17 protein-coding genes are annotated in these 19267 nt (G+C 69.2%); 7 read left to right on the top strand and 10 right to left on the bottom strand.

Annotation, left to right across the window (positions count from 1 at the left end):
• The first annotated feature begins 124 nt into the window (after positions 1-124).
• A complete protein-coding gene (locus tag ACMV_RS02305) occupies positions 125-1315 on the top strand; it encodes a UbiH/UbiF/VisC/COQ6 family ubiquinone biosynthesis hydroxylase (protein WP_013639426.1) in 1191 nt (396 codons plus the stop codon).
• Here the strand turns inward: ACMV_RS02305 and ACMV_RS02300 are convergent.
• Positions 1284-1940: a COQ9 family protein gene (locus tag ACMV_RS02300; RefSeq protein WP_013639425.1), complete on the bottom strand. Its 657-nt coding sequence runs from the start codon at positions 1938-1940 to the stop codon at positions 1284-1286. The two genes, ACMV_RS02305 and ACMV_RS02300, sit on opposite strands and share 32 nt — an antisense overlap.
• Complete coding sequence (def, locus tag ACMV_RS02295; RefSeq protein WP_013639424.1) at positions 1940-2494, bottom strand: peptide deformylase; 555 nt, start codon at positions 2492-2494, stop codon at positions 1940-1942. Before def ends, ACMV_RS02300 begins: the two co-directional genes overlap by 1 nt.
• A gap of 218 nt (positions 2495-2712) precedes the next feature.
• Here def and rpsU point away from each other — a divergent pair, with 218 nt between their 5' ends.
• Positions 2713-2916 (top strand): 30S ribosomal protein S21, encoded by a 204-nt coding sequence (gene rpsU / locus ACMV_RS02290; protein WP_007421557.1) that lies wholly within the window; start codon positions 2713-2715, stop codon positions 2914-2916.
• A gap of 62 nt (positions 2917-2978) precedes the next feature.
• Here rpsU and ACMV_RS02285 read toward each other — a convergent pair whose 3' ends face one another.
• The gene (locus ACMV_RS02285; RefSeq protein ID WP_013639423.1) at positions 2979-3353 is read right to left on the bottom strand and encodes a DoxX family protein; all 375 of its coding nucleotides are present in this window, start codon (positions 3351-3353) and stop codon (positions 2979-2981) included.
• Positions 3354-3474: 121 nt separating this feature from the next.
• Between ACMV_RS02285 and ACMV_RS02280 the strand changes: the two genes are divergently transcribed.
• The gene (locus ACMV_RS02280) at positions 3475-4116 is read left to right on the top strand and encodes a 2OG-Fe(II) oxygenase (protein WP_007421555.1); all 642 of its coding nucleotides are present in this window, start codon (positions 3475-3477) and stop codon (positions 4114-4116) included.
• A gap of 31 nt (positions 4117-4147) precedes the next feature.
• A complete protein-coding gene (locus tag ACMV_RS02275) occupies positions 4148-5056 on the top strand; it encodes an MFS transporter (RefSeq protein WP_013639422.1) in 909 nt (302 codons plus the stop codon).
• 435 nt (positions 5057-5491) lie between these two features.
• Here the strand turns inward: ACMV_RS02275 and pnp are convergent, their stop codons facing one another.
• Positions 5492-7642 carry a polyribonucleotide nucleotidyltransferase gene (gene pnp / locus ACMV_RS02270; RefSeq protein WP_007421553.1) on the bottom strand — a complete coding sequence of 717 codons (2151 nt, stop codon included), beginning with the start codon at positions 7640-7642 and terminating at the stop codon, positions 5492-5494.
• 293 nt (positions 7643-7935) lie between these two features.
• On the opposite strand from pnp, the gene ACMV_RS02265 reads away from it, so the two are divergent.
• A complete protein-coding gene (locus ACMV_RS02265; RefSeq protein WP_013639420.1) occupies positions 7936-8697 on the top strand; it encodes an enoyl-CoA hydratase/isomerase family protein in 762 nt (253 codons plus the stop codon).
• 3 nt (positions 8698-8700) lie between these two features.
• Here ACMV_RS02265 and ACMV_RS02260 read toward each other — a convergent pair whose 3' ends face one another.
• The 6 genes from ACMV_RS02260 to ACMV_RS20695 form a co-directional block, all read right to left on the bottom strand.
• Positions 8701-9579 (bottom strand): NAD(P)-dependent oxidoreductase, encoded by an 879-nt coding sequence (locus ACMV_RS02260; protein WP_007421551.1) that lies wholly within the window; start codon positions 9577-9579, stop codon positions 8701-8703.
• A 122-nt stretch (positions 9580-9701) separates the two neighbouring features.
• Positions 9702-11627 carry an ATP-dependent zinc metalloprotease FtsH gene (gene ftsH, locus ACMV_RS02255; RefSeq protein ID WP_007421550.1) on the bottom strand — a complete coding sequence of 642 codons (1926 nt, stop codon included), beginning with the start codon at positions 11625-11627 and terminating at the stop codon, positions 9702-9704.
• 189 nt (positions 11628-11816) lie between these two features.
• Positions 11817-12986: a tRNA lysidine(34) synthetase TilS gene (tilS, locus tag ACMV_RS02250; protein WP_013639419.1), complete on the bottom strand. Its 1170-nt coding sequence runs from the start codon at positions 12984-12986 to the stop codon at positions 11817-11819.
• Positions 12987-13030: 44 nt separating this feature from the next.
• On the bottom strand, positions 13031-13936 hold the full coding sequence (locus tag ACMV_RS02245) for a tetratricopeptide repeat protein (RefSeq protein ID WP_013639418.1): 906 nt from the start codon (positions 13934-13936) through the stop codon (positions 13031-13033).
• Positions 13937-14116: 180 nt separating this feature from the next.
• On the bottom strand, positions 14117-14620 hold the full coding sequence (locus tag ACMV_RS02240) for an OmpA family protein (protein ID WP_007422749.1): 504 nt from the start codon (positions 14618-14620) through the stop codon (positions 14117-14119).
• 688 nt (positions 14621-15308) lie between these two features.
• Positions 15309-15494, bottom strand: coding sequence for a hypothetical protein (locus ACMV_RS20695; protein WP_148360972.1), 186 nt, complete (start codon positions 15492-15494; stop codon positions 15309-15311).
• Positions 15495-15509: 15 nt separating this feature from the next.
• Here ACMV_RS20695 and pheS point away from each other — a divergent pair, with 15 nt between their 5' ends.
• Together pheS and pheT are read left to right on the top strand one after the other, a co-directional pair.
• Complete coding sequence (gene pheS / locus ACMV_RS02235; RefSeq protein WP_007422748.1) at positions 15510-16583, top strand: phenylalanine--tRNA ligase subunit alpha; 1074 nt, start codon at positions 15510-15512, stop codon at positions 16581-16583.
• The gene (gene pheT, locus ACMV_RS02230; protein ID WP_013639417.1) at positions 16580-19063 is read left to right on the top strand and encodes a phenylalanine--tRNA ligase subunit beta; all 2484 of its coding nucleotides are present in this window, start codon (positions 16580-16582) and stop codon (positions 19061-19063) included. Before pheS ends, pheT begins: the two co-directional genes overlap by 4 nt.
• Positions 19064-19267: the final 204 nt, after the last annotated feature.

Below are 19267 nucleotides of genomic sequence, written 5' to 3'. Positions count from 1 at the left end.
CCTAAAATTTCATCGTATTGAGAACCAGCCTCGGTCATGACCCAACACGCCGGCAGGCCAGCGCGGGCATGGCTTGCAGGATTCCCCGCAGATGCGACATTCCGGCCATCACAGGAGGCCGGACATGACGAACGACACAGCGGATGTCGCAATCATCGGGGCGGGGCCGGTCGGGGCGGCGCTTGCCCTGCGCCTCGCTGCCGGCGGGCAGCGGGTCGTGCTCGTCGACCGGGCGGCGCTGCCGCCGATGGAACATCCGGATTTCGATGGCCGCGCCTATGCCATCGCCTACGGCTCCCGCGACCTGCTCGACCGTGCCGGGCTATGGGACCGCTTGCCCTTTCCGCCCTGCCCGATCGAACGCATCCGCGTCTCGGACGGCAAGCCGGGCCGCCCGCCCTCGCCGCTGTTTCTCGATTTCGATCATCGCGATGTCGGCGACGAGCCGTTCGGCTGGATTGTCGAAGCCCGCTCGCTGCGCATGGCGATCAACCGCGCCCTCGCCGACTCGGCGGTGATCCTGCACGCCCCGGCCACCGCGCGCGTCACCCGCGATGCCGATGGCGCCACGGTCGCGATCGCCGACGGGCCGAGCTATCGCGTGAACCTGGTGGTCGCCGCCGACGGTCGGGGCAGCACGCTGCGCGCCGAGGCCGGCATCGCCGTCACCCGCTATCCCTATCGTCAGAGCGCCGTGGTCTGTGCCGTGGAACACGAACGGCCGCACCACAACGTGGCGCTCGAGCACTTCCTGCCGGGCGGGCCCTTCGCGCAACTGCCGATGAGCGATGCCGATGGCGCCCACCTGTCCGCCATCGTCTTCACCGAAAGCCACGCCAATGCCGCGCGCCTCGCGGCAATGGACGATCCGCGATTCACCATCGAGGTCGCGCGGCGGCTCGGCGCGCATCTCGGCCGCATCCGGCTGGTGGGGCGGCGCTGGACCTATCCGCTCTCGGCGCTGCACGCCCACCGCTATCATGCGACCCGGCTGGTTCTCGTCGGCGATTCCGCGCACGGCGTGCACCCGATCGCCGGCCAGGGGCTCAATCTCGGCCTGCAGGACGGCATCGCGCTGGCCGAGCTGATCGACGCGGCCGCCGATCCGGGCAGCCCGGACCTGCTGGCGCGCTATCAGCGCATCCGCCGGCCGGCCAACATCGCCATGCTCGCCGCGACCGACGCACTCGACCGCCTGTTTTCGACCGACCTGCCGCCGGTGCGCCTCGTGCGCGATATCGGGCTCGCCGCGGTGAACCGGATGCCCCGGCTCAAGCGCCGCTTCATGCGGACGGCGATGGGCCTGCGCGCATAGGGCCGCGCCGCAGCCCGGCAAGCCGCGATTCGATGCGCTTGCGGGTGCGGGTGATCAGCGCGACGCCGGCCAGCCGCCGGTCGAGGAACGCCCTGGTGTCCTCCCCGTTCTCCGAGGCATCGCGCAGCCAGTAGAGCAGCGTCGTCGAATAGACCGCGGCAAGGATCGCCCGCTTCGTATACCAGGAGAAATCGGCGGAGCGGTCGCCCGCCGCATGCCAGATCGCATCCACCGTGCGGCCGGTGATCCGCGCCGCCAGCGCCGCGTTGCGCGGCAGGGCGAGAATGGCGAGGGCGCGGCGGATCGCCTCGCGATGCGGCGCCACGCGATCGAGCCGGAGCAGGATGAGCGCCCGCACCCGCGCCGCAAGCCGGGTTTCGGCAATCGTGCCGGCCGCATCCTCCATGTCCCGGTCGACGAGCGCGGTCCAGGCCTCAATCATCGCCGGCGCGCCGCCCTCGAACAGCAGCTCCGCCTCGTCGGGATCGCGGCCGAGCCGCGCCAGCGCCCGCCGCAGGGCGGTGCGCGTCCAGCCATCGAACGGCACCTCCTCGACCAGGGCGCGCAGAAGCGCATCGTCATCCGCGCGGACCTCGTCCTCGCCGGTCATCGCCATCTCGTTCATCACAACTCTCCTGCGGCGCGCGCGATCTCGTCGCGGAACCGCGCCACTTCCTCGTTGAATCCCATCAGCCGCGGGTCGCGCAGGCGCTGCGGATAGAGAATGCCGTCCAGATGATCGGCCTCGTGCTGGATCACGCGGGCGTGAAACCCCGCGGCCTCCCGGCTGAACGGCGCGCCGGTCGCGTCCATGGCGCGCAGTGTCAGTCTGGCGGCGCGGGGCACCAGCGCGCTCATGCCGGGAATCGACAGGCACCCTTCCCAGTCCTCGACTGGTTCTCCGGGATGCAGGACGAGTTCCGGATTGATCACCGCCGAAAGACCGCGCGGGCCATCATGCTCGCCGCCGCCGGCGCGGCTCTCCGGCACCCGATAGATGAAGAGCCGCAGCGGCACATGCACCTGCGGCGCCGCAAGGCCGACGCCTCCGGCATCCGCCAGCGTCTCGGCCATGTCGTGCAACAGGCGGGCAATCTCCGGCGCGGCCGGATCCGCGACCGGCTCGGCCTTCGCGAACAGCACGGGATGGCCCAGCCGGGCCAGTTTCAGAAGCGCCATGCCCGACACATGGCGCAATTCCGCCGGATCGCAAAGCGGGATTGCGCTTGCCAGCCCCGACAAGACTGTTGGCAAGCGCGAGGATTTTGCTATAAGGCGAGGGAATGACGGGGCAATCCCGGCATGGGCGACGGCTGCGCCGGAAATGGTGCGGCTTTTTGGCGTTCATCTGCTAGACTAAACGCAAACCGTTCAACCGTTCTGGAGTATCTGGCCAAGTGCAAGTTCTCGTTCGTGACAACAATGTCGATCAGGCGCTGAAGGCGCTCAAGAAGAAGCTTCAGCGTGAAGGCGTGTTCCGCGAGATGAAGTTGCGCCGGCACTACGAAAAGCCCTCCGAGCGCCGTGCCCGCGAGGCGGCCGAAGCCGTTCGCCGCGCCCGCAAGATGGAGCGCAAGCGGATCGAGCGCGAAGGGTTCTGATCGCTCCACGTGAGCGCGACGAGTCGGGGCGCGGCCTTTACGGGCACGCGCCCTTTGTCGTTTCAGCGCCGGTCCAGCGAGAAGCGCCCCGGCCCGGCGGAGGCCAGCAGCAGCAGGCCGCCACAGATCGCCAAATCCAGAAAGAACTGGATTTCCGCCGCCGCCGCGGCCTGGCCCTGCATCAGCCAGAAGCGGTGCGCCAGCCAGTTGGCGGCAATGGTGAACAGAATCAGCACGATCGCGGCCGGACGGGTCCGCAGCCCGAGCATCACGAGGCCGCCGGCCCCGAGTTCGCAGACCACGGCGATCACCGCGCCGAGCGTCGGCGCCGGGGCGTCGAGATGGGTGAGCAGATGCACGATTCCAGGCCAGTGCACGACCTTGCTCCACCCCGCCTGCACGTAGAGTAGCGCCAGCGCCAGCCTGCCGGCGAGCATTCCCAGATCCGATATGCCGCGCTGCATGGTTTTCTTTCGACCCAGACCCTGTAAGTTGTGATTTCTAGATTATCATTGCCGTGGGCACGTCGCCCCGCCGCTTGTTAAACGGAACGCCACCATGACCGCCAGCCCCGTCGTCGATTTCGAAGGCCTTGCCGCGACCGAGACCTCCGCCGACCCTTTCCCGCATCTCGTGATGCGCGGCTTCGTCCGGCCGGAACGCCTGACCAGCGTGGTCGCCGACCTGCCGCCGCTGGGCGCGCGGGGCAGCTTTCCGATCGAATCCGTCAGGCTCGGACCGAACGCCGCACAGCTGATGGACGAGATGAAGGGCGAGCGGATGCGGCAGATCATCGCCGGCAAATTCGGCCTCGACCTCGACGGCGCGCCGGTGATGCTGACGCTCCGCGGCCGCACCGATGCGCGCGACGGCAAGATCCATTGCGATTCGATCGCCAAGCGGGTGACCATCCTGCTCTATCTCAACCCGGCCAGCGAGGCTTGGGCGCGGCAGGATGGATGCCTGCGGCTGCTGCGCGGGCCGGACGATCTCGAGGATTACGCGGTGGAGGTGCCGCCGGTCGACGGCACGCTGCTCGTCTTCCCGAACGGCCCGACCACCTGGCACGGCCACCGCACCTATGTCGGCAAGCGCTACACGGTGCAGATGAATTACATGACGACCGATGCCAAGGCACGCTACGAAATGCGCCGGCATCGCGTTTCGGCGCTGGTCAAGCGCCTCCTGCCAGCCGCCTGAAAGGCTGCGGCCCCGCCGCCGCATCGCACCCATGACCCCAGACACGAAGACAACGACGGCCACCGCCGCCGCCGACAGCCCCTTTCGGAACCTGCTGCTCTTTGCCGGCATCCTGCTCATCGCCGTGAACCTGCGCGCGGCGCTGGCCTCGGTCTCGCCGCTGCTCACCCCGATCGGCGCGGCCCTCGGCCTCGGGCCGCTCGGGCTCACCGTGCTCGCCACCATCCCCGTCGTCTGCTTCGCTGCACTCGCGCCGGTCAGCATCATGCTGCAGCGGCGGATCGGGCTGGAAGCGGCGATGATGACGGTGCTGGTGCTGCTCGCCGCCGGCCTGCTGATCCGCGTGCTCGGGGGAGCGGCCGCGCTGTTCGCCGGCACGGTGATGGGCGGGGCGGCGATCGCGATGGGCAACGTGCTGCTGCCGGGGCTGGTCAAGCGCGATTTTCCCACCCGCGTCGGGCTCGTCACCGGCTGCTACACCACGGTGATGACGACGATCGCCTCGGTCGCCGCGGCGGTCAGCGTGCCGGTTGCCGATGCCACTCCCTTAGCCTGGCGCGGCGCGCTGGGGCTGTGGGCGGTGCCGGCGATCGTCGCGGCGGCGGTCTGGGCGCCGCAGCTCGCCCATGGCGCCCACCGGCTGAGCCACACGCCGACGTCGGGCGCGTTCCGCAAGCTGGCGCGCAGCCCGCTGGCCTGGGCGGTGACGATGTTCATGGGCCTGCAGTCGCTCGGCTTCTACTCGATCCTGTCCTGGCTGCCGGCCATCCTGCACGCCCACGGATCAACCCGACGATGGCCGGGATCATGCTCTCGACGACGACCCTCGTCGCCATTCCGGCGGCGCTGGTCACGCCGAGCCTCGCCACCCGCAGCCGCGACCAGCGGCTGCTGCTTGCGAGTCTGCTCGCCATCGTCAGTGTCGGCTATGTCGGGCTGATGCTGGCGCCGGCCGCCGCCCCCTGGGTGTGGGTGGTGTTCATCGGCATCGGCCAGGGCGCGTGCTTTCCCCTGGCGCTGACGCTGATGGTGCTGCGCACCGGCGGCCCGGCCGAGGCCATGGCGCTGTCGGCGTTCTCGCAGATGGTGGGCTATGCGGTGTCGATCGCGGGGCCGCTCGGGCTTGGGGTGATCCACACGCTCAGCGGCCACTGGTGGCCGTCGGTCGCGTTCCTGGTGATCCTGCAGGCGCCCACGCTCGGCTTCGGCCTCGCGGCCGCGCGGCCGCGCACGATCCGGTTCTGACCTCCCAGATCTGACCCTGCGGCCGAACGGCGAAACGGCCCCCGCGCGATCGCACGGGGGCCGTTCCTGTCCTCGGTCCGCAACGCGCATCCGGCCAGGTGCTGCCACCTGACCGGGGATTGCCCGTGCGTTACTCGGCGGCGTCTTCGCGCCGGCCACCCTTGGCGCCGACCTGGTCGGAGATGTCGGCACCGGTCGCCTGATCGACCACCCGCATCGACAGCTTCACCTTGCCGCGATCGTCGAGCCCGATCATCTTCACCTTCACGGTATCGCCGACCTTCACCACATCGCCGGTGCGGGCGACGCGGCCCTGCGCCAGCTCGCTGATATGGACCAGGCCGTCACGCGCGCCGAAGAAGTTCACGAACGCGCCGAAATCGGCGATCTTGACGACCTTGCCGGTGTAGATCTGGCCGACTTCCGGCTCGGAGGTCAGCGAGCGGATGCGGTCGATCGCCTTTTGCGCCTGCTCGTCCGAGGTGGCCGCGATCTTGATCGTGCCATCGTCCTCGATGTCGATCTTGCAGCCCGAATACTCGACGATCTCGCGGATCACCTTGCCGCCGGTGCCGATCACGTCGCGGATCTTGTCCTTCGGCACGTTGATCACGGTGATGCGCGGCGCGTTGGCGGACACGCCCTCGCGCGCGCCGGTCAGCGCCTTGGACATCTCGCCAAGGATGTGCAGGCGCCCGTCCTTCGCCTGATCCAGCGCGATCTTCATGATCTCGGGCGTGATCGAGGTGATCTTGATGTCCATCTGCAGGCTGGTGACGCCCGCCTCGGTGCCGGCCACCTTGAAGTCCATGTCGCCGAGATGGTCCTCATCGCCCAGGATGTCGGAGAGCACGGCGAAGCCCTTGTCCTCCTTGATCAGGCCCATGGCGATGCCAGCCACAGGGCGCGGCAGCGGCACGCCGGCATCCATCAGCGCGAGCGAGGTGCCGCACACCGTCGCCATCGAGGAGGAGCCGTTGCTCTCGGTGATCTCGGAGACGACGCGCAGCGTGTAGGGGAACTTGTCCTTGCCCGGCAGCAGCGGGTGGATGGCGCGCCAGGCGAGCTTGCCGTGGCCCACTTCGCGGCGGCCGGGGCTGCCGACGCGGCCGGTCTCGCCCACCGAGAAGGGCGGGAAGTTGTAGTGCAGCAGGAAGCGCTCGCGGTATTCGCCCTCGATCGCATCGACGATCTGCTCGTCCTGCGCGGTGCCGAGGGTCGCGACCACGAGGGCCTGCGTCTCGCCGCGGGTGAACAGGGCGGAGCCGTGGGTGCGCGGCAGCACGCCGACCTCGGCGAGGATCGGGCGGACGGTGCGGGTGTCGCGCCCGTCGATGCGGATGCCGTTGTCGAGGATCGCGTTGCGGACGATGTCGGCCTCGAGCTCCTTGAACATGCCCTTGGCCTTCTCGACCGACCGCTCCTCGGCGGCGAGCGTCTCCAGCACCGCGGCCTTCACCGCGCCGATCTTCTCGTGGCGGGCGGTCTTCTCGCGCTCGGCATAGGCGGCGCGCAGGCCCTCGCGGGCGAGTTCGTCGACGCGGGCGGCGAGCGCCTTCTCCTCGTCGCTCTCCTCGACCAGCGGCCAGGGGTCCTTCGCGGCATGCTCGGCGAGCTCGATGATCGCCTGGATCACCGGCTGGAACGCCGCATGGCCGAAGGTGACGGCGCCGAGCATGGTTTCTTCCGACAGCTCGTGCGCCTCGGACTCGACCATCAGCACGCCCTCTTCCGTGCCGGCGAGCACGAGGTCGAGCCGGCTTTCGGCAATCTGCGCGGAGGTCGGGTTCAGGATGTATTCACCGTCGATATAGCCGATGCGGGCGGCGCCAACCGGGCCGAAGAACGGAATGCCGGAGAGGGTCAGCGCGGCCGAGGCGGCGACGAGCGAGACGATGTCCGGCTCGTTCTCGAGGTCGTGGCTGAGCACGTTGACGATGACCTGCACCTCGTTGCGGAACCCGTGCGGGAAGAGCGGGCGGATCGGCCGGTCGATCAGGCGGGAGGTCAGCGTCTCACGCTCGGTCGGGCGGCCTTCGCGCTTGAAGAAACCGCCGGGAATCCGGCCGGCGGCGTAGAATTTCTCCTGGTAGTTCACGGTGAGCGGGAAGAAATCCTGCCCCGGCTTCACCGAGCGGGCGCCGACCACGGTGGCGAGCACCACGGTGTCGCCATAGGAGGCGACGACGGCGCCATCGGCCTGGCGGGCAACCTTGCCGGTTTCGAGGATGAGCTTGCGCCCGCCCCAGTCGAGTTCCTTGCGGAAATACTTGTCAAACATCATTCGGTCCTTGCAACAACAGGACCGGGACGGCCACATCATCGGCGGCGCGGTGCGGGACGCGGCGTCTCGGGCGGCATGGGTCGGGCTGTGGGCGATGTCTCGTCACAGCCACGGGCCATGTGGCCGGAAACGCCGAAGAGACCCCGGCGTTGCGCGCAACCGAACGATCTGAGCCGTTCCGATCACGACCGGGAGACGATCTCCCGGCTGAAGATGCGCCAGCGGCGCACAGCGGTCTTATAGTCCAAATGCCGCCGCTCCGCTACTGCGGGGGCACGGAGGAGATCTGCATGACCGAAACACCCCCGATTCTCGAACGCCACGGCGCCATCGCCCGGCTGCGGCTGAACCGCCCCGCCCTGCGCAACCGGCTCGGCGCGGACGATCTTGCCGTCCTGCTCGGCCATTGCGCCACGCTCGCGGCGGACGATTCGGTCCGCGTCGTCGTGTTCGAGGCCGCCGGACCGGTCTTCAGCGCCGGCTTCGATCTCGATGCGCTCTCGCGCGGCGACACCGGCGATGCCGAGGACGGGCCGGGCGGCATCGGCCGCGTGGGCACGGCGCTCGCCGCCCTGCCCCAGCCGGTCATCGCCCGGCTGCACGGCAATCTCTATGGCGGCGCGGTCGATCTCGCCCTCGCCTGCGATTTCCGCATCGGTGTGACCGGCATGGAACTGCTGATGCCGGCGGCGCGGATCGGCCTGCATTATTACCGCTCGGGGCTCGCCCGCGCGGTCGAGCGGATCGGGCCGGACGCGACACGCCTGCTCTTCGTCTCGGCGCAGGCGATCGATGCGGCAACCCTGCTGCGGATCGGCTACCTGACCCAGTTGGCAGCCGCGGACGGGCTGGATGCGGCGGTCGACGCCCTCGCCGCCCGGCTGGAAGCCAATGCGCCCCTCGCCGTGCGCGGCATGAAGGCGGCGATCGCCAGGCTCGCAGCCGGCACGCTGGATGGCGAATCGTTCGCCGCCGGCCTCGACGCCGCGCACCGCGACCCGGTCTTCATCGAGGCCATGGGGGCGCTGCGGGCGAAGAAGCGCGGCGGCTGAGCTTCAGGCGCGGAGGTTGAAGGCCGCCAGCGCCGCGAGGTCGCGGTCGCCCCAGCCTTCGCGCACGGCGTCATGCGCCGCGCGGCGGACCGATTCGACCAGTTTCAGGTTGAAGCCGGCGGCATCGCCCGCCTCGTCCATCAGGCGGAGATCCTTCTCGACCGCCTCGAGCGAGAAGCCGACCGACTCGCTGCGCGTGCCGCCCATCTCGGTGATGATCGCGGCGCTGCGGGTGGCAAAGGCAGGTGCGCCGCCGGAACTCTTGCCGATGATGCCGAGCAGCCGTTCCGGCGAAATCCCGTAATCGCGGGTGATCAACGCGGCCTCGCCCAGCGCCTGGAACGCGGCCAGCAACGGCAGGTTGACCGCGAGCTTCATCGCCGCCGCGGCCTGCGGCGTGTCGAACCGCTCCATCCGGTCGCACAGCTCGTCGAGAACCGGCTTCGCGGCGTCGATCGTCGCGGCATCGCCGCCGGCAAGGCCGAGCAGCTTGCCCGACCGCGCCGGGCCGACCGTGCCGCCCACGGGGCAGGCCACGAAACGCCCGCCATGCGCGGTGACCGCCTCGGCATTGGCCTGCATGTCGGCGGGCTTCAGCGTGCTCATGTCGATCACGAGGGCCTGCTGCAGATTGGCGCTCAGCAGCCCGCCCTCGCCGTGATAGGCCGCGCGCGAGGCCGTCTCGTCCAGCAGCATCACGATAACGTAATCGGCCGACATGGCCACCTCCGCCGGCGACGCCTTGGCCGCGAGCCCCTGGATCGCTTCGGCCCGCGCCGCCGTCCGGTTCCAGCCGCAGACCTGATGGCCGCGCTCGATCAACCGCGCCGCCATCGCAGCACCCATCCGGCCAAGACCGATCACGCCAATCTTCAGACTCATACCCGTGCTCCTGTTCGAAATAGGTTCGGAACCGCATATGGGCGGCTGGGCACCATGAAAAAAGCCGGAGGCGACCGCCTCCGGCTTTTTCCGTCAACCCGCGGCCCTGCCGGCCGGGCCGTTCAGCCCGGCGCCGGCAGCGGCCCGAGCCCGCCGGATTTCGGCACTTCCGGCTTCTGCGCGGTGGGCACGGAGGCGCGGCGGCTGTCCGGGGCCGGCTCGTCCACCACCTGACGGACCACCGGCTCGCCGCGCAGCACGATCTGGATCTCGTCGCCGTTGAGCGTCTCGTATTCCAGCAGCCCCTTGGCCAGGCGGTGCAGGTCGTCGAGCCGCTCGGTCAGGATCCGCCGCGCCTCGGAGTAGGCGTGGTCGATGACCAGCTTGATCTCGCGGTCGATCTCCTGCGCGGTCGCCTCCGACACGTTCTTGTGCTGGGTCACCGAATGGCCGAGGAACAGCTCCTGGCCGTTGTCGCCATAGGCGATCATGCCGAGCTTGTCGCTCATGCCCCATTCGGTGATCATCCGGCGGGTAATGTCGGTCGCCTGCTTGATGTCGCCCGACGCGCCGTTGGACACGTTGTCCGGCCCGAAGATGATCTCCTCGGCGGCGCGCCCGCCCATCGCCTTGACCAGTTCGGAGAGCAGCTTGGCCTTGCTCATCGAGTAGCGGTCGCCTTCCGGCAGGCTCATCACCATGCCGAGCGCGCGGCCGCGCGGAATGATCGTCGCCTTGTGCACGGGGTCGCAGTGCTTCTGCGAGATCGAGCAGAGCGCGTGGCCGGCCTCGTGATAGGCCGTCATCTTCTTCTCGTCCTCGCTCATCACCATCGAGCGCCGCTCGGCGCCCATCATGACCTTGTCCTTGGCGTATTCGAACTCGGCCATGGCGACGACGCGCTTGCCCATGCGGGCGGCGAGCAGTGCGGCCTCGTTCACCAGGTTGGCGAGATCGGCGCCGGAGAAGCCGGGCGTGCCGCGGGCGATCACCTTGGGATCGACATCGGCGGCCAGCGGCACCTTGCGCATGTGGACCTTGAGGATGCGCTCACGGCCGTTCACGTCCGGGTTCGGCACCACCACCTGGCGGTCGAACCGGCCCGGGCGCAGCAGCGCCGGGTCGAGCACGTCGGGCCGGTTGGTGGCGGCGATGAGGATGACGCCCTCGTTGCTCTCGAACCCGTCCATCTCGACGAGCATCTGGTTCAGCGTCTGCTCACGCTCGTCGTTGCCGCCGCCAAGCCCGGCGCCGCGATGGCGGCCGACGGCGTCGATCTCGTCGATGAAGATGATGCAGGGGGCGTTCTTCTTGCCCTGCTCGAACATGTCGCGCACGCGGCTCGCGCCGACGCCGACGAACATCTCGACGAAATCGGAGCCCGAGATGGTGAAGAACGGCACGTTGGCCTCGCCGGCGATGGCGCGGGCGAGCAGCGTCTTGCCGGTGCCGGGCGGGCCGACCAGCAGCACCCCTTTCGGAATCTTGCCACCCAATCGCTGGAATTTCTGCGGATCGCGCAGGAAGTCGACGATTTCCTGCAACTCGCCCTTGGCTTCCTCGATGCCGGCGACGTCCTCGAACGTCACCCTCCCCTGCTTCTCGGTCAGCAGGCGCGCGCGCGACTTGCCGAAGCCCATGGCGCGGCCGCCGCCCCCCTGCATCTGGCGCATGAAGTAGATCCATACGCCCACCAGCAGGATCATCGGCGCCCACGACACGAGATAGTGCAGCAGCGGATTCTCCGGCGGATTCAGCGGTTTGGCGACGACGCTGACCTTCTTCGAGATCAGCGTGTTGACCAGGCCCGGATCATCCGGCGCATAGGTTTCGAAAGTGGACCCCGATTTGAGGGCGCCCGTGATGTCATGTCCGCGGATGGTGACGTGATCGACCTTGCCCGCGTTGACCTCCGACACGAATGTCGAATAGGCGACCTGGGTGCCGTGGTTGCTCTCTGCGGTCGTGGGCTGGAACATGTTGAACAGCAGCACGAAGAACAGTGCGATGATCACCCATACCAGCAGATTGCGCCCCAGATTGTTCATCAAGCTTCATCCAGTCCTGTTCGCCCCGGCACGCAAGACCGGGGGGCCGGCGGAAACCGGCCGAAATTTCAGGCCAACCCTTACCGCCGTCCATTCTGGCACGGCGGCGGACAGTTCGCCACTCCTAATCGGAAATGGGTATGCCCCCGAATTTTCCTATCCTGCCGGTGAGCGCCACGTGCAGGTCTGTCAGCCACAGGGCACCGGCTCGAACGGGGCGGCCGCGGCCGGCCCCTGCGGCGCGAACACGACCGCCGATGCCGGGCCGCCCGCCAGATGCGGCACGGACAGCACGCCATCCCCGCCGAAGAAGGCCGGCAGCGTGCGCCGCAGCGCGGCGGGAAGGCCCGACCGGCGCCCGATTTCCGCGGCCGAATCACCCAGCGCGCCGATCGTGCGCGCGCCCGGCGGCACGTCACGCACCCGAAACCGCCCGTCCCAGACCGCCCCGCGGACGGCGGCGACCGGCGGCGCGCAGGCCGCCGCCTCCCGCACCAGCAGCCAGCCGGGACCATGGCGGCCGGCGGCCATGATCCGCACGCCACCCAGCGTCGCCGGGCGCAATTCCGGCGCGAGGCGTTCCAGCGCGGCCCGGGCCGGCGGATAGGCCGCGCCGCCGAGAACGCGGAACAGCACGGCCAGCGCCTCCACCGGGAGCGACGCCGCGCGGACGATCGCCCAGCCTTCCGGGCGGAGGGAAACGTCCCGGACGAGGATTTCCGCCACATCGCGTTCGGCGGCGGCCCGGCGATCCGCATCGAGCGACGGAGGCACCAAGGCCGCTTGCCGCCGCGTGGCCCGGACCCGGACTCGCTCGAAACGCGCATCGGCATTGGACGGATCCTCGACCCAGCCGATGCCCCGTCCGCTCAGGAATTCCCGCAGCACGGCGGGGTCCGTCCCGAGCAGCGGGCGCAGGATCACGATGTCGTCGCGCGCGGCAAACCCTGCCATTCCCGCCAACCCGCGCGGGCCGCGCGCCGCCCGCATCGCCCGCAATTCATCCTGATCGCCGGCATGATGGCCGAGCAGGAGATGCACGATCCCCGCGCCGCGCGCCGCCGCCGCAAGGGACGCGTGGCGGGCGTCGCGGGCGCGGGCCTGCAGGGCCGGGCCCGGACCGAGCTGAAGGCGGAGGATCCGGTAGCCGATGCCGAGCGCGGCCAGTCGCCGCCCGGTCAGGGAGGCTTCGTCCGCCGATACCGGACGCAAGCCATGATCGGCGATGAGCCCGAGACAGTCGCCGCCGCGCTCCCGTGCCCAGGAGGCGGCGAGCAAAGTCAGGGCCATGCTGTCCGCGCCGCCGGACACGCCGACCGCCACGCGCGGCGCCGCGCCGAACGGCCCGAGCGCGGCCATCACGCGGGCGAAATGGCGGCCCAGGCCGTCGGCCTCGGCTGCGGTCAGTGGCAGGCGGCCCTTCGCCGCGCCGCCTCGACCCGGGCCTTGAGCGACGGCGACGGCGACGAGAACTGGCTGGTCAGCGAGTCGAGCGTGTCGCAGGCTTCCTGATTCTGATGGATCGCGGTGAGCGAATTCGCGAGGCCGAGCAGCGCATCGGGCGCGTGCGGCCCGGCCCGATCGGCATTATAGGCATCGTCGAAGGCGATCGCGGCCTCCTGATGCCGCCCCTGATGGAACAGCGACTGCGCGAGAATGAGCGAGGCCTCGCCATGGCCGGCCTGCTTGCCCTGTTTGGCGATCACGGCATGGGCATCGGCTTCCGCCGCCCTGTAGTCGTGATGGGACAGGGCCGCCCTCGCCGCCCCGAGCGAGGCCTCGGCGCGCGCGGGCGCGGCCGTCTCCGGCGTCGGTCGGGCCGGCTCCCGCGGCAACGTGCCAAGGGTGTGCGGCTCTTGCGCCGATGACGGCGCGGCCGGGGGCGCGCCCTCCGCGGCATTCGCCGGCGTCTGGAAGCCCGGCTTGCCGCCCTGTTCGAGCTGGAACTTCAGGTTGCCGATTTCCTGCTTGATCTCGTCATGCTGGGTGGCGACCTCGTGCTCCAGCGTGTCGACCCGGCCGCGCAGGTCCTGAACCTCGCCGTTTAGCGTATGGACACGATCGAGAAGCGAGGCCACGAGATCGCTCGATGGCGCCTGGCCCGAACGCTCCGGCGCGGAGGGCGCGGGCGCGCCGAGCACCGAGCTGCCATTCCCGCCCCCCGTCTGCATGGTCCGGATCTGGTGCTTCAGTTCCAGGATCTGGTTTTCGAGGGCGATCCCCTCGCGACTCGTGATCATCTGGGCCCGGGCCGCGGCGGGGAGAAGGATCGCCACGGCGACACCGGCGGCGTACAGGGTCTTCAGCATGGGACGGCGCATCGGTTTCCTCGTTCTGCGGGCGCGCCGGAATGCGCCCCGCGCGTATGTAGTGCAACCGGCGGCGGCATTGAAGCACCGGGGCCGCGGAAAGCAAATCGGCGGCCCGGATGAGCCGGGCCGCCGATCGATTCCGTCACGCCGTCCGGAGCTTGTGCCCCGGCGGAATGGTCAGTGGCAGTGCTGCGGGTTGAAACCCTGCACCGAGGTGATGGCCACGCGGTCCTGCGCGTAGTCCTGCTCGGTGTTGCCCGGCGAAACCAGGCACGACTTGCCGTAGGAAACGGTCTGGATGCGCGACGCGGCGACGCCCTTGGCGACCAGGTAATCACGCGCGGCATGGGCGCGGCGCGCGCCGAGCGCGAGGTTGTAGGCCTCGGTGCCGCGCGGATCGGCATTGCCGGCGATCAGCACGTCGACATTCGGGTATTTCGCGAGCCAGCTCGCCTGGCGGTCGAGCGTCGCCTTGTCGGCGCCGGTCAGGTTGGACTTGTTGAAGCCGAAGAAGGCGCGGTCGCCCACGTCGGCCACAAGCTGCTGCTCGCTGCCCGGAGCCGGCCCGGACTGCGCGGCGGTCGCGCCGGAACCAGTCGCCATGGCAGTGGTCTTGGGGGCGTTGGAGCACGCCGCAAGCAGGGCAACAGCCGCGAGTGCGCCCAGAGCTTTGATATTCATGTGTACCGTCCCGATGTTGGGTGCCTGTGATTTGACGCACCGGCGTCATGCCGATACGTGGAAACTGGTAGCCGAGACGCTGGTTCGCCGGCCGACAGCGCAACCTGATCCGCTGCCGGACCAAGCCCCGTCAACCGGTTGAACCAACCGGCGCAAACGTCCGGGCCGATATTTCGGCCTGACCATTTCGCGTAACAATCATCTATTCACATTGCGAAGACCGTTCAAGCGGGCTTTCGGGGCAAAGCCGATCATCCGCCCGTGATTGGATGTCATTTCCCGGCAACGCGACTTTTTTGACACAGCCTGTCAGCAAAACTGCATCTTTGATGACAGAAGGACATGAAATATTCCGCCCTGAAAACTTATTATTAACTTTTGAACACTAAACGGAAAGAGAGGCCGTTGGTCTCCGTTTCCTCCCTGAAAGCTGGCGAAATCTGCCGGCTCGAACTTCGAGCGTGACCGCGTTCTAACCGGTCACGCTCGTTTTTTAAATAAAATTCTGCCTCATATTTTGATATAATTTAGAGAAAATAAAACTGCCTGTCGCCGAGTTTTCTACCTTTGATATATAGATTGATCGCAATTAACGTTCTATCCACCTCCTTAACAACAAATTACCGCGGACTCCGTCCCGAACCGGATGTTTTTCGATACGCGCAGGGGTTGCAACCTCTGGCACACATCAGGGAATATCCCTGGTCCGATCGGTGACCGCGACTTCCGCTGCTTGCAAAACAGGTTTCAATGCTTTCGGTTCTTTTTTAATCGCGATTTTATCAGTTGCTGAAAACCTCCGGGCCTCGTCCGGAGGTTTTTTCTTGCCGCCCGCGCCATGCGCCGCGTTTGCTTGACATTTCGCCCGCTTCACGCTCCCTGCGCGGCCATGTCCGACGATCTGCCGACCATCGAATCCCAAGCCCGCACAGCCATCGCCGCCGCCGGCGATCCGGCTGCGCTCGACGCCGTCCGTATCGCCCTGCTCGGCAAGACCGGGCAGGTCACAGCGCTGCTCAAGACGCTCGGCAGCCTGACGCCGGACGAACGCAAGCGCGTCGGCGCCGAGGTGAACGCGCTCAAGACCGCCATCTCGGCCGCGCTCGATGCGCGCCGGGCGGTGCTGGAGGCGGAAGCCCTCGCCGCGCGGCTCGCCGCCGAGCGCATCGACGTCACGCTTCCCGGCCGGCCCGACCGCGCCGGCACGATCCACCCGATCTCGCGCACCATGGAGGAACTCACCGCCCTGTTCGGCGCCATGGGCTTCGGCGTGAAGGAAGGACCGGACATCGAGGATGACTGGCACAATTTCGGCGCCCTCAACATCCCCTCGCACCACCCGGCCCGCGCGATGATGGACACGTTCTATCTCGACGCCGCGGCCGGCAGCCGCCCCGTCGTGCTGCGCACCCACACCTCGCCGCTGCAGATCCGCACCATGCTGGCCGAGACGCCGCCGATCCGCGTGATCGTGCCGGGCCGCACCTACCGTTCGGACCACGACGCCACGCACAGCCCGATGTTCCACCAATGCGAGGGGCTGGTGATCGACCGCGGGATCACCCTCGCCCATCTCAAGGGCTGCCTGATCGACTTCCTGCGCGCCTTCTTCGAGCGGCCGGACCTCAAGGCCCGCTTCCGCTCCAGCTATTTCCCCTTCACCGAACCCTCGATGGAGGTCGACATCGCCTGGGACCGCAAGTCCGGCGAGATCGGCGGCGGCAGCGACTGGCTGGAAATCCTCGGCGCCGGCATGATCCATCCCAACGTGCTGGCGAATTGCGGGCTCGACCCGCGGGAATTCCAGGGCTTCGCCTTCGGCATGGGGGTCGAGCGCATCACCATGCTCAAGCACGGTATCCCCGACCTCCGTACTTTCTATGAGAGCGACGTGCGCTGGCTCGCGCATTACGGCACCTCGCCGCTGGCGCCGGTGACCCTGCACGAAGGGGACGCACGATGAAATTCACCCTCTCCTGGCTCAAGACGCATCTCGACACCGATGCCTCGCTCGATGCCATCGCCGAAACGCTGTCCGCCATCGGGCTGGAGGTGGAGAGCATCGCCGATCGGGGCGCGAGCCTCGCGCCGTTCCGCATCGCCCGCGTGATCGAGGCGACGCAGCACCCGAACGCCGACCGGCTGCGGGTCTGCCGCGTCGATCCCGGCGACGGCACCGAGGTCAGCGTGGTCTGCGGCGCGCCGAACGCGCGCACCGGCATGCGCGCCGTCTTCGCGCCGCCGGGCAGTTTCGTGCCGGGCACCGGCATCACGCTCAAGGTCGGCGAGATCCGCGGCGTTCCCTCGGCCGGGATGCTGGTCTCCGAGCGCGAACTCGGCCTCGGCGACAGCCATGACGGCATCATCGACCTGCCGGACGACGCGCCGGTGGGCACGCCCTATGCCCGCTGGGCCGGGCTCGACGATCCGGTGATCGAGATCGGCGTCACACCCAATCGCGGCGATGCCTTCGCGGTGCGCGGCGTCGCGCGCGATCTCGCCGCCGCCGGGCTCGGCACGCTGAAGCCCTGGGCGCCGCCGCCTATCGCCGCAGCCGGGGCGAGCTCGATTGCCTGGCAGAACGCCTATCCGGAAGCCTGCCCCTGGGTGCTCGGGCGCACCGTGCGCGGCGTGCGCAACGGCGAAAGCCCGGACTGGCTGAAGCGTCGCCTCGAATCGGTCGGGCTGCGGCCGATCAACGCGCTGGTCGACATCACCAATTTCTTCACCCTCGATCTCGGCCGGCCGCTGCATGTGTTCGACGTCGGCAAGATTGCCGGCGACGCACTCACCCTGCGGCGCGGCGCGGGGGAAAGCTTCCGCGGCCTGCACGGCAGGGACGTGACCGCGACGGCGGATGACTGCGTCATCGCCGATGCGGCGGGCGCGCAGTCGCTCGCCGGGATCGTCGGCGGCGAGGCGACGGGGTGCGACGAGACCACGCGGGACGTGTTCATCGAATGCGCCCTGTTCGACCGGGTGCGGATCGCCCTCACCGGCCAGCGCACCGGCATCCATTCCGACGCGCGGCAGCGCTTCGAGCGCGGCATCGATTTCGCGCTGCTGCCCGCCGCCCTCGATGCGGCGACCGCGATGGTGATCGAGCTGTGCGGCGGCGCCGCCTCGGAGATCACCGAGGCGGGGGCGAAGCCCGACTGGCACCGCACCGCGACGATGCGCTTCGAGCGCCTCGCCAGTTTCGGCCACTCGACCATCACACCCGACCGCGCCGCGGACATCCTCGACCGGCTCGGCTTTGCCGGCGTCGCCCGCGATGCGGCGTCGATCACCGTCGCGGTGCCGAGCTGGCGCAACGATATCGCGGCGGCCGACCTGCCCGGCGGCAGCGCGCTCGACCAGCATGGCGGCCTCGCCGCGGCGACCGCCGAGGCCGCTCGCCTCGGCGCACGGACGATCGAGCCGGAAGTCGACCTGATCGAGGAAGTGCTGCGGATCGATGGGCTGGACCGGATCGAGCCGGTCTCGCTGCCCGGCGCTGCACCGGTGCCCTCGGCCTCGCTCACCCCGCGCCAGGCCCGCACGGTGCGCGCCCGCCGCGTTCTCGCCGCGCGCGGCATGGCCGAATGCGTGACCTTCAGCTTCCTCGACCGCGCGACCGCCGGGCGATTCGGCGCAACCCCCGCCACGCTCGCGCTGAAGAACCCGATCGCCGCCGATCTCGACCAGATGCGGCCGACCCCGCTGGCGACCATCGCCCTCGCCGCCGCGCGCAATGCCGCCCGCGGCCATGGCGACATCGCGCTCTTCGAGATCGGCCCGGCCTATCGCGACGTCTCGCCAGACGGGCAGGATCTCGTCGCCGCGGGGCTGCGCGCCGGACGGACCCCGCTGTCCTGGGTCGAGCCGGCGCGTCCGGCCGATCTGTGGGATGCCAAGGCGGACGCCATCGCCGTGCTCGGCGAACTCGGCGTCCCGCTCGATGCGGTGACGGTGACGGCCGACGCGCCGGCGCATTATCATCCGGGCCGCTCCGGCACGCTGCGCCAGGGGCCGAAGACCCGGCTCGGCTGGTTCGGCGCGCTGCACCCGTCGCTATGCGCCGCGCTCGACCTGCCGGAAGGCAGCGTGGCGTTCGAGCTGGATCTGGGCGCGATCGCCGATCCGAAGCGGCGGCGCAAGGCCGCGCCGTCGCTGCCGCAGTTCCAGCCGCTCCGCCGCGACTTCGCCTTCATCGCCGATGCCACGGTAACGGCCGAGGCCGTGCTGCGCGCGGCGAAGGGCGCCGAGCGCACGCTGATCGCCAACGTCGCGTTATTCGACCGCTACGCCGGCGAGAAACTGCCGGAGGGGAAGGTGTCGCTCGCCGTCGCGGTCACCCTGCAACCGCGCGAGACAAGCCTCACGGACGCGGAGATCGAGGCCGTTTCGGCGAAGATCGTCGCGGCGGTGGCCAAGGCAACCGGGGCGACGCTGCGCGGCTGACGCGCCGCCCCGGCGCCGGGGTTACAGGCATCGCCCCCTGGCGCGGCCGCGCCGCCGCGCGCCAGGCATTCTGCCGACGTGATGAAACTGTCCCACGGGCAGGTGACAGCGCCAGGATGTGACGGCGCGCGAAAACGACGAGCGACATCACCGCAACTCGTTCGCTTCAGATACCGGAAGTATGTTTGAAATCTGGAGCGGGCG

This window comes from Acidiphilium multivorum AIU301 (assembly GCF_000202835.1).
Taxonomy (GTDB): Bacteria; Pseudomonadota; Alphaproteobacteria; order Acetobacterales; family Acetobacteraceae; genus Acidiphilium; species Acidiphilium multivorum.
The sequence above is the reverse complement of the archived record's forward strand: the minus strand, read 5'-3'. Positions and strand labels throughout refer to the sequence as shown.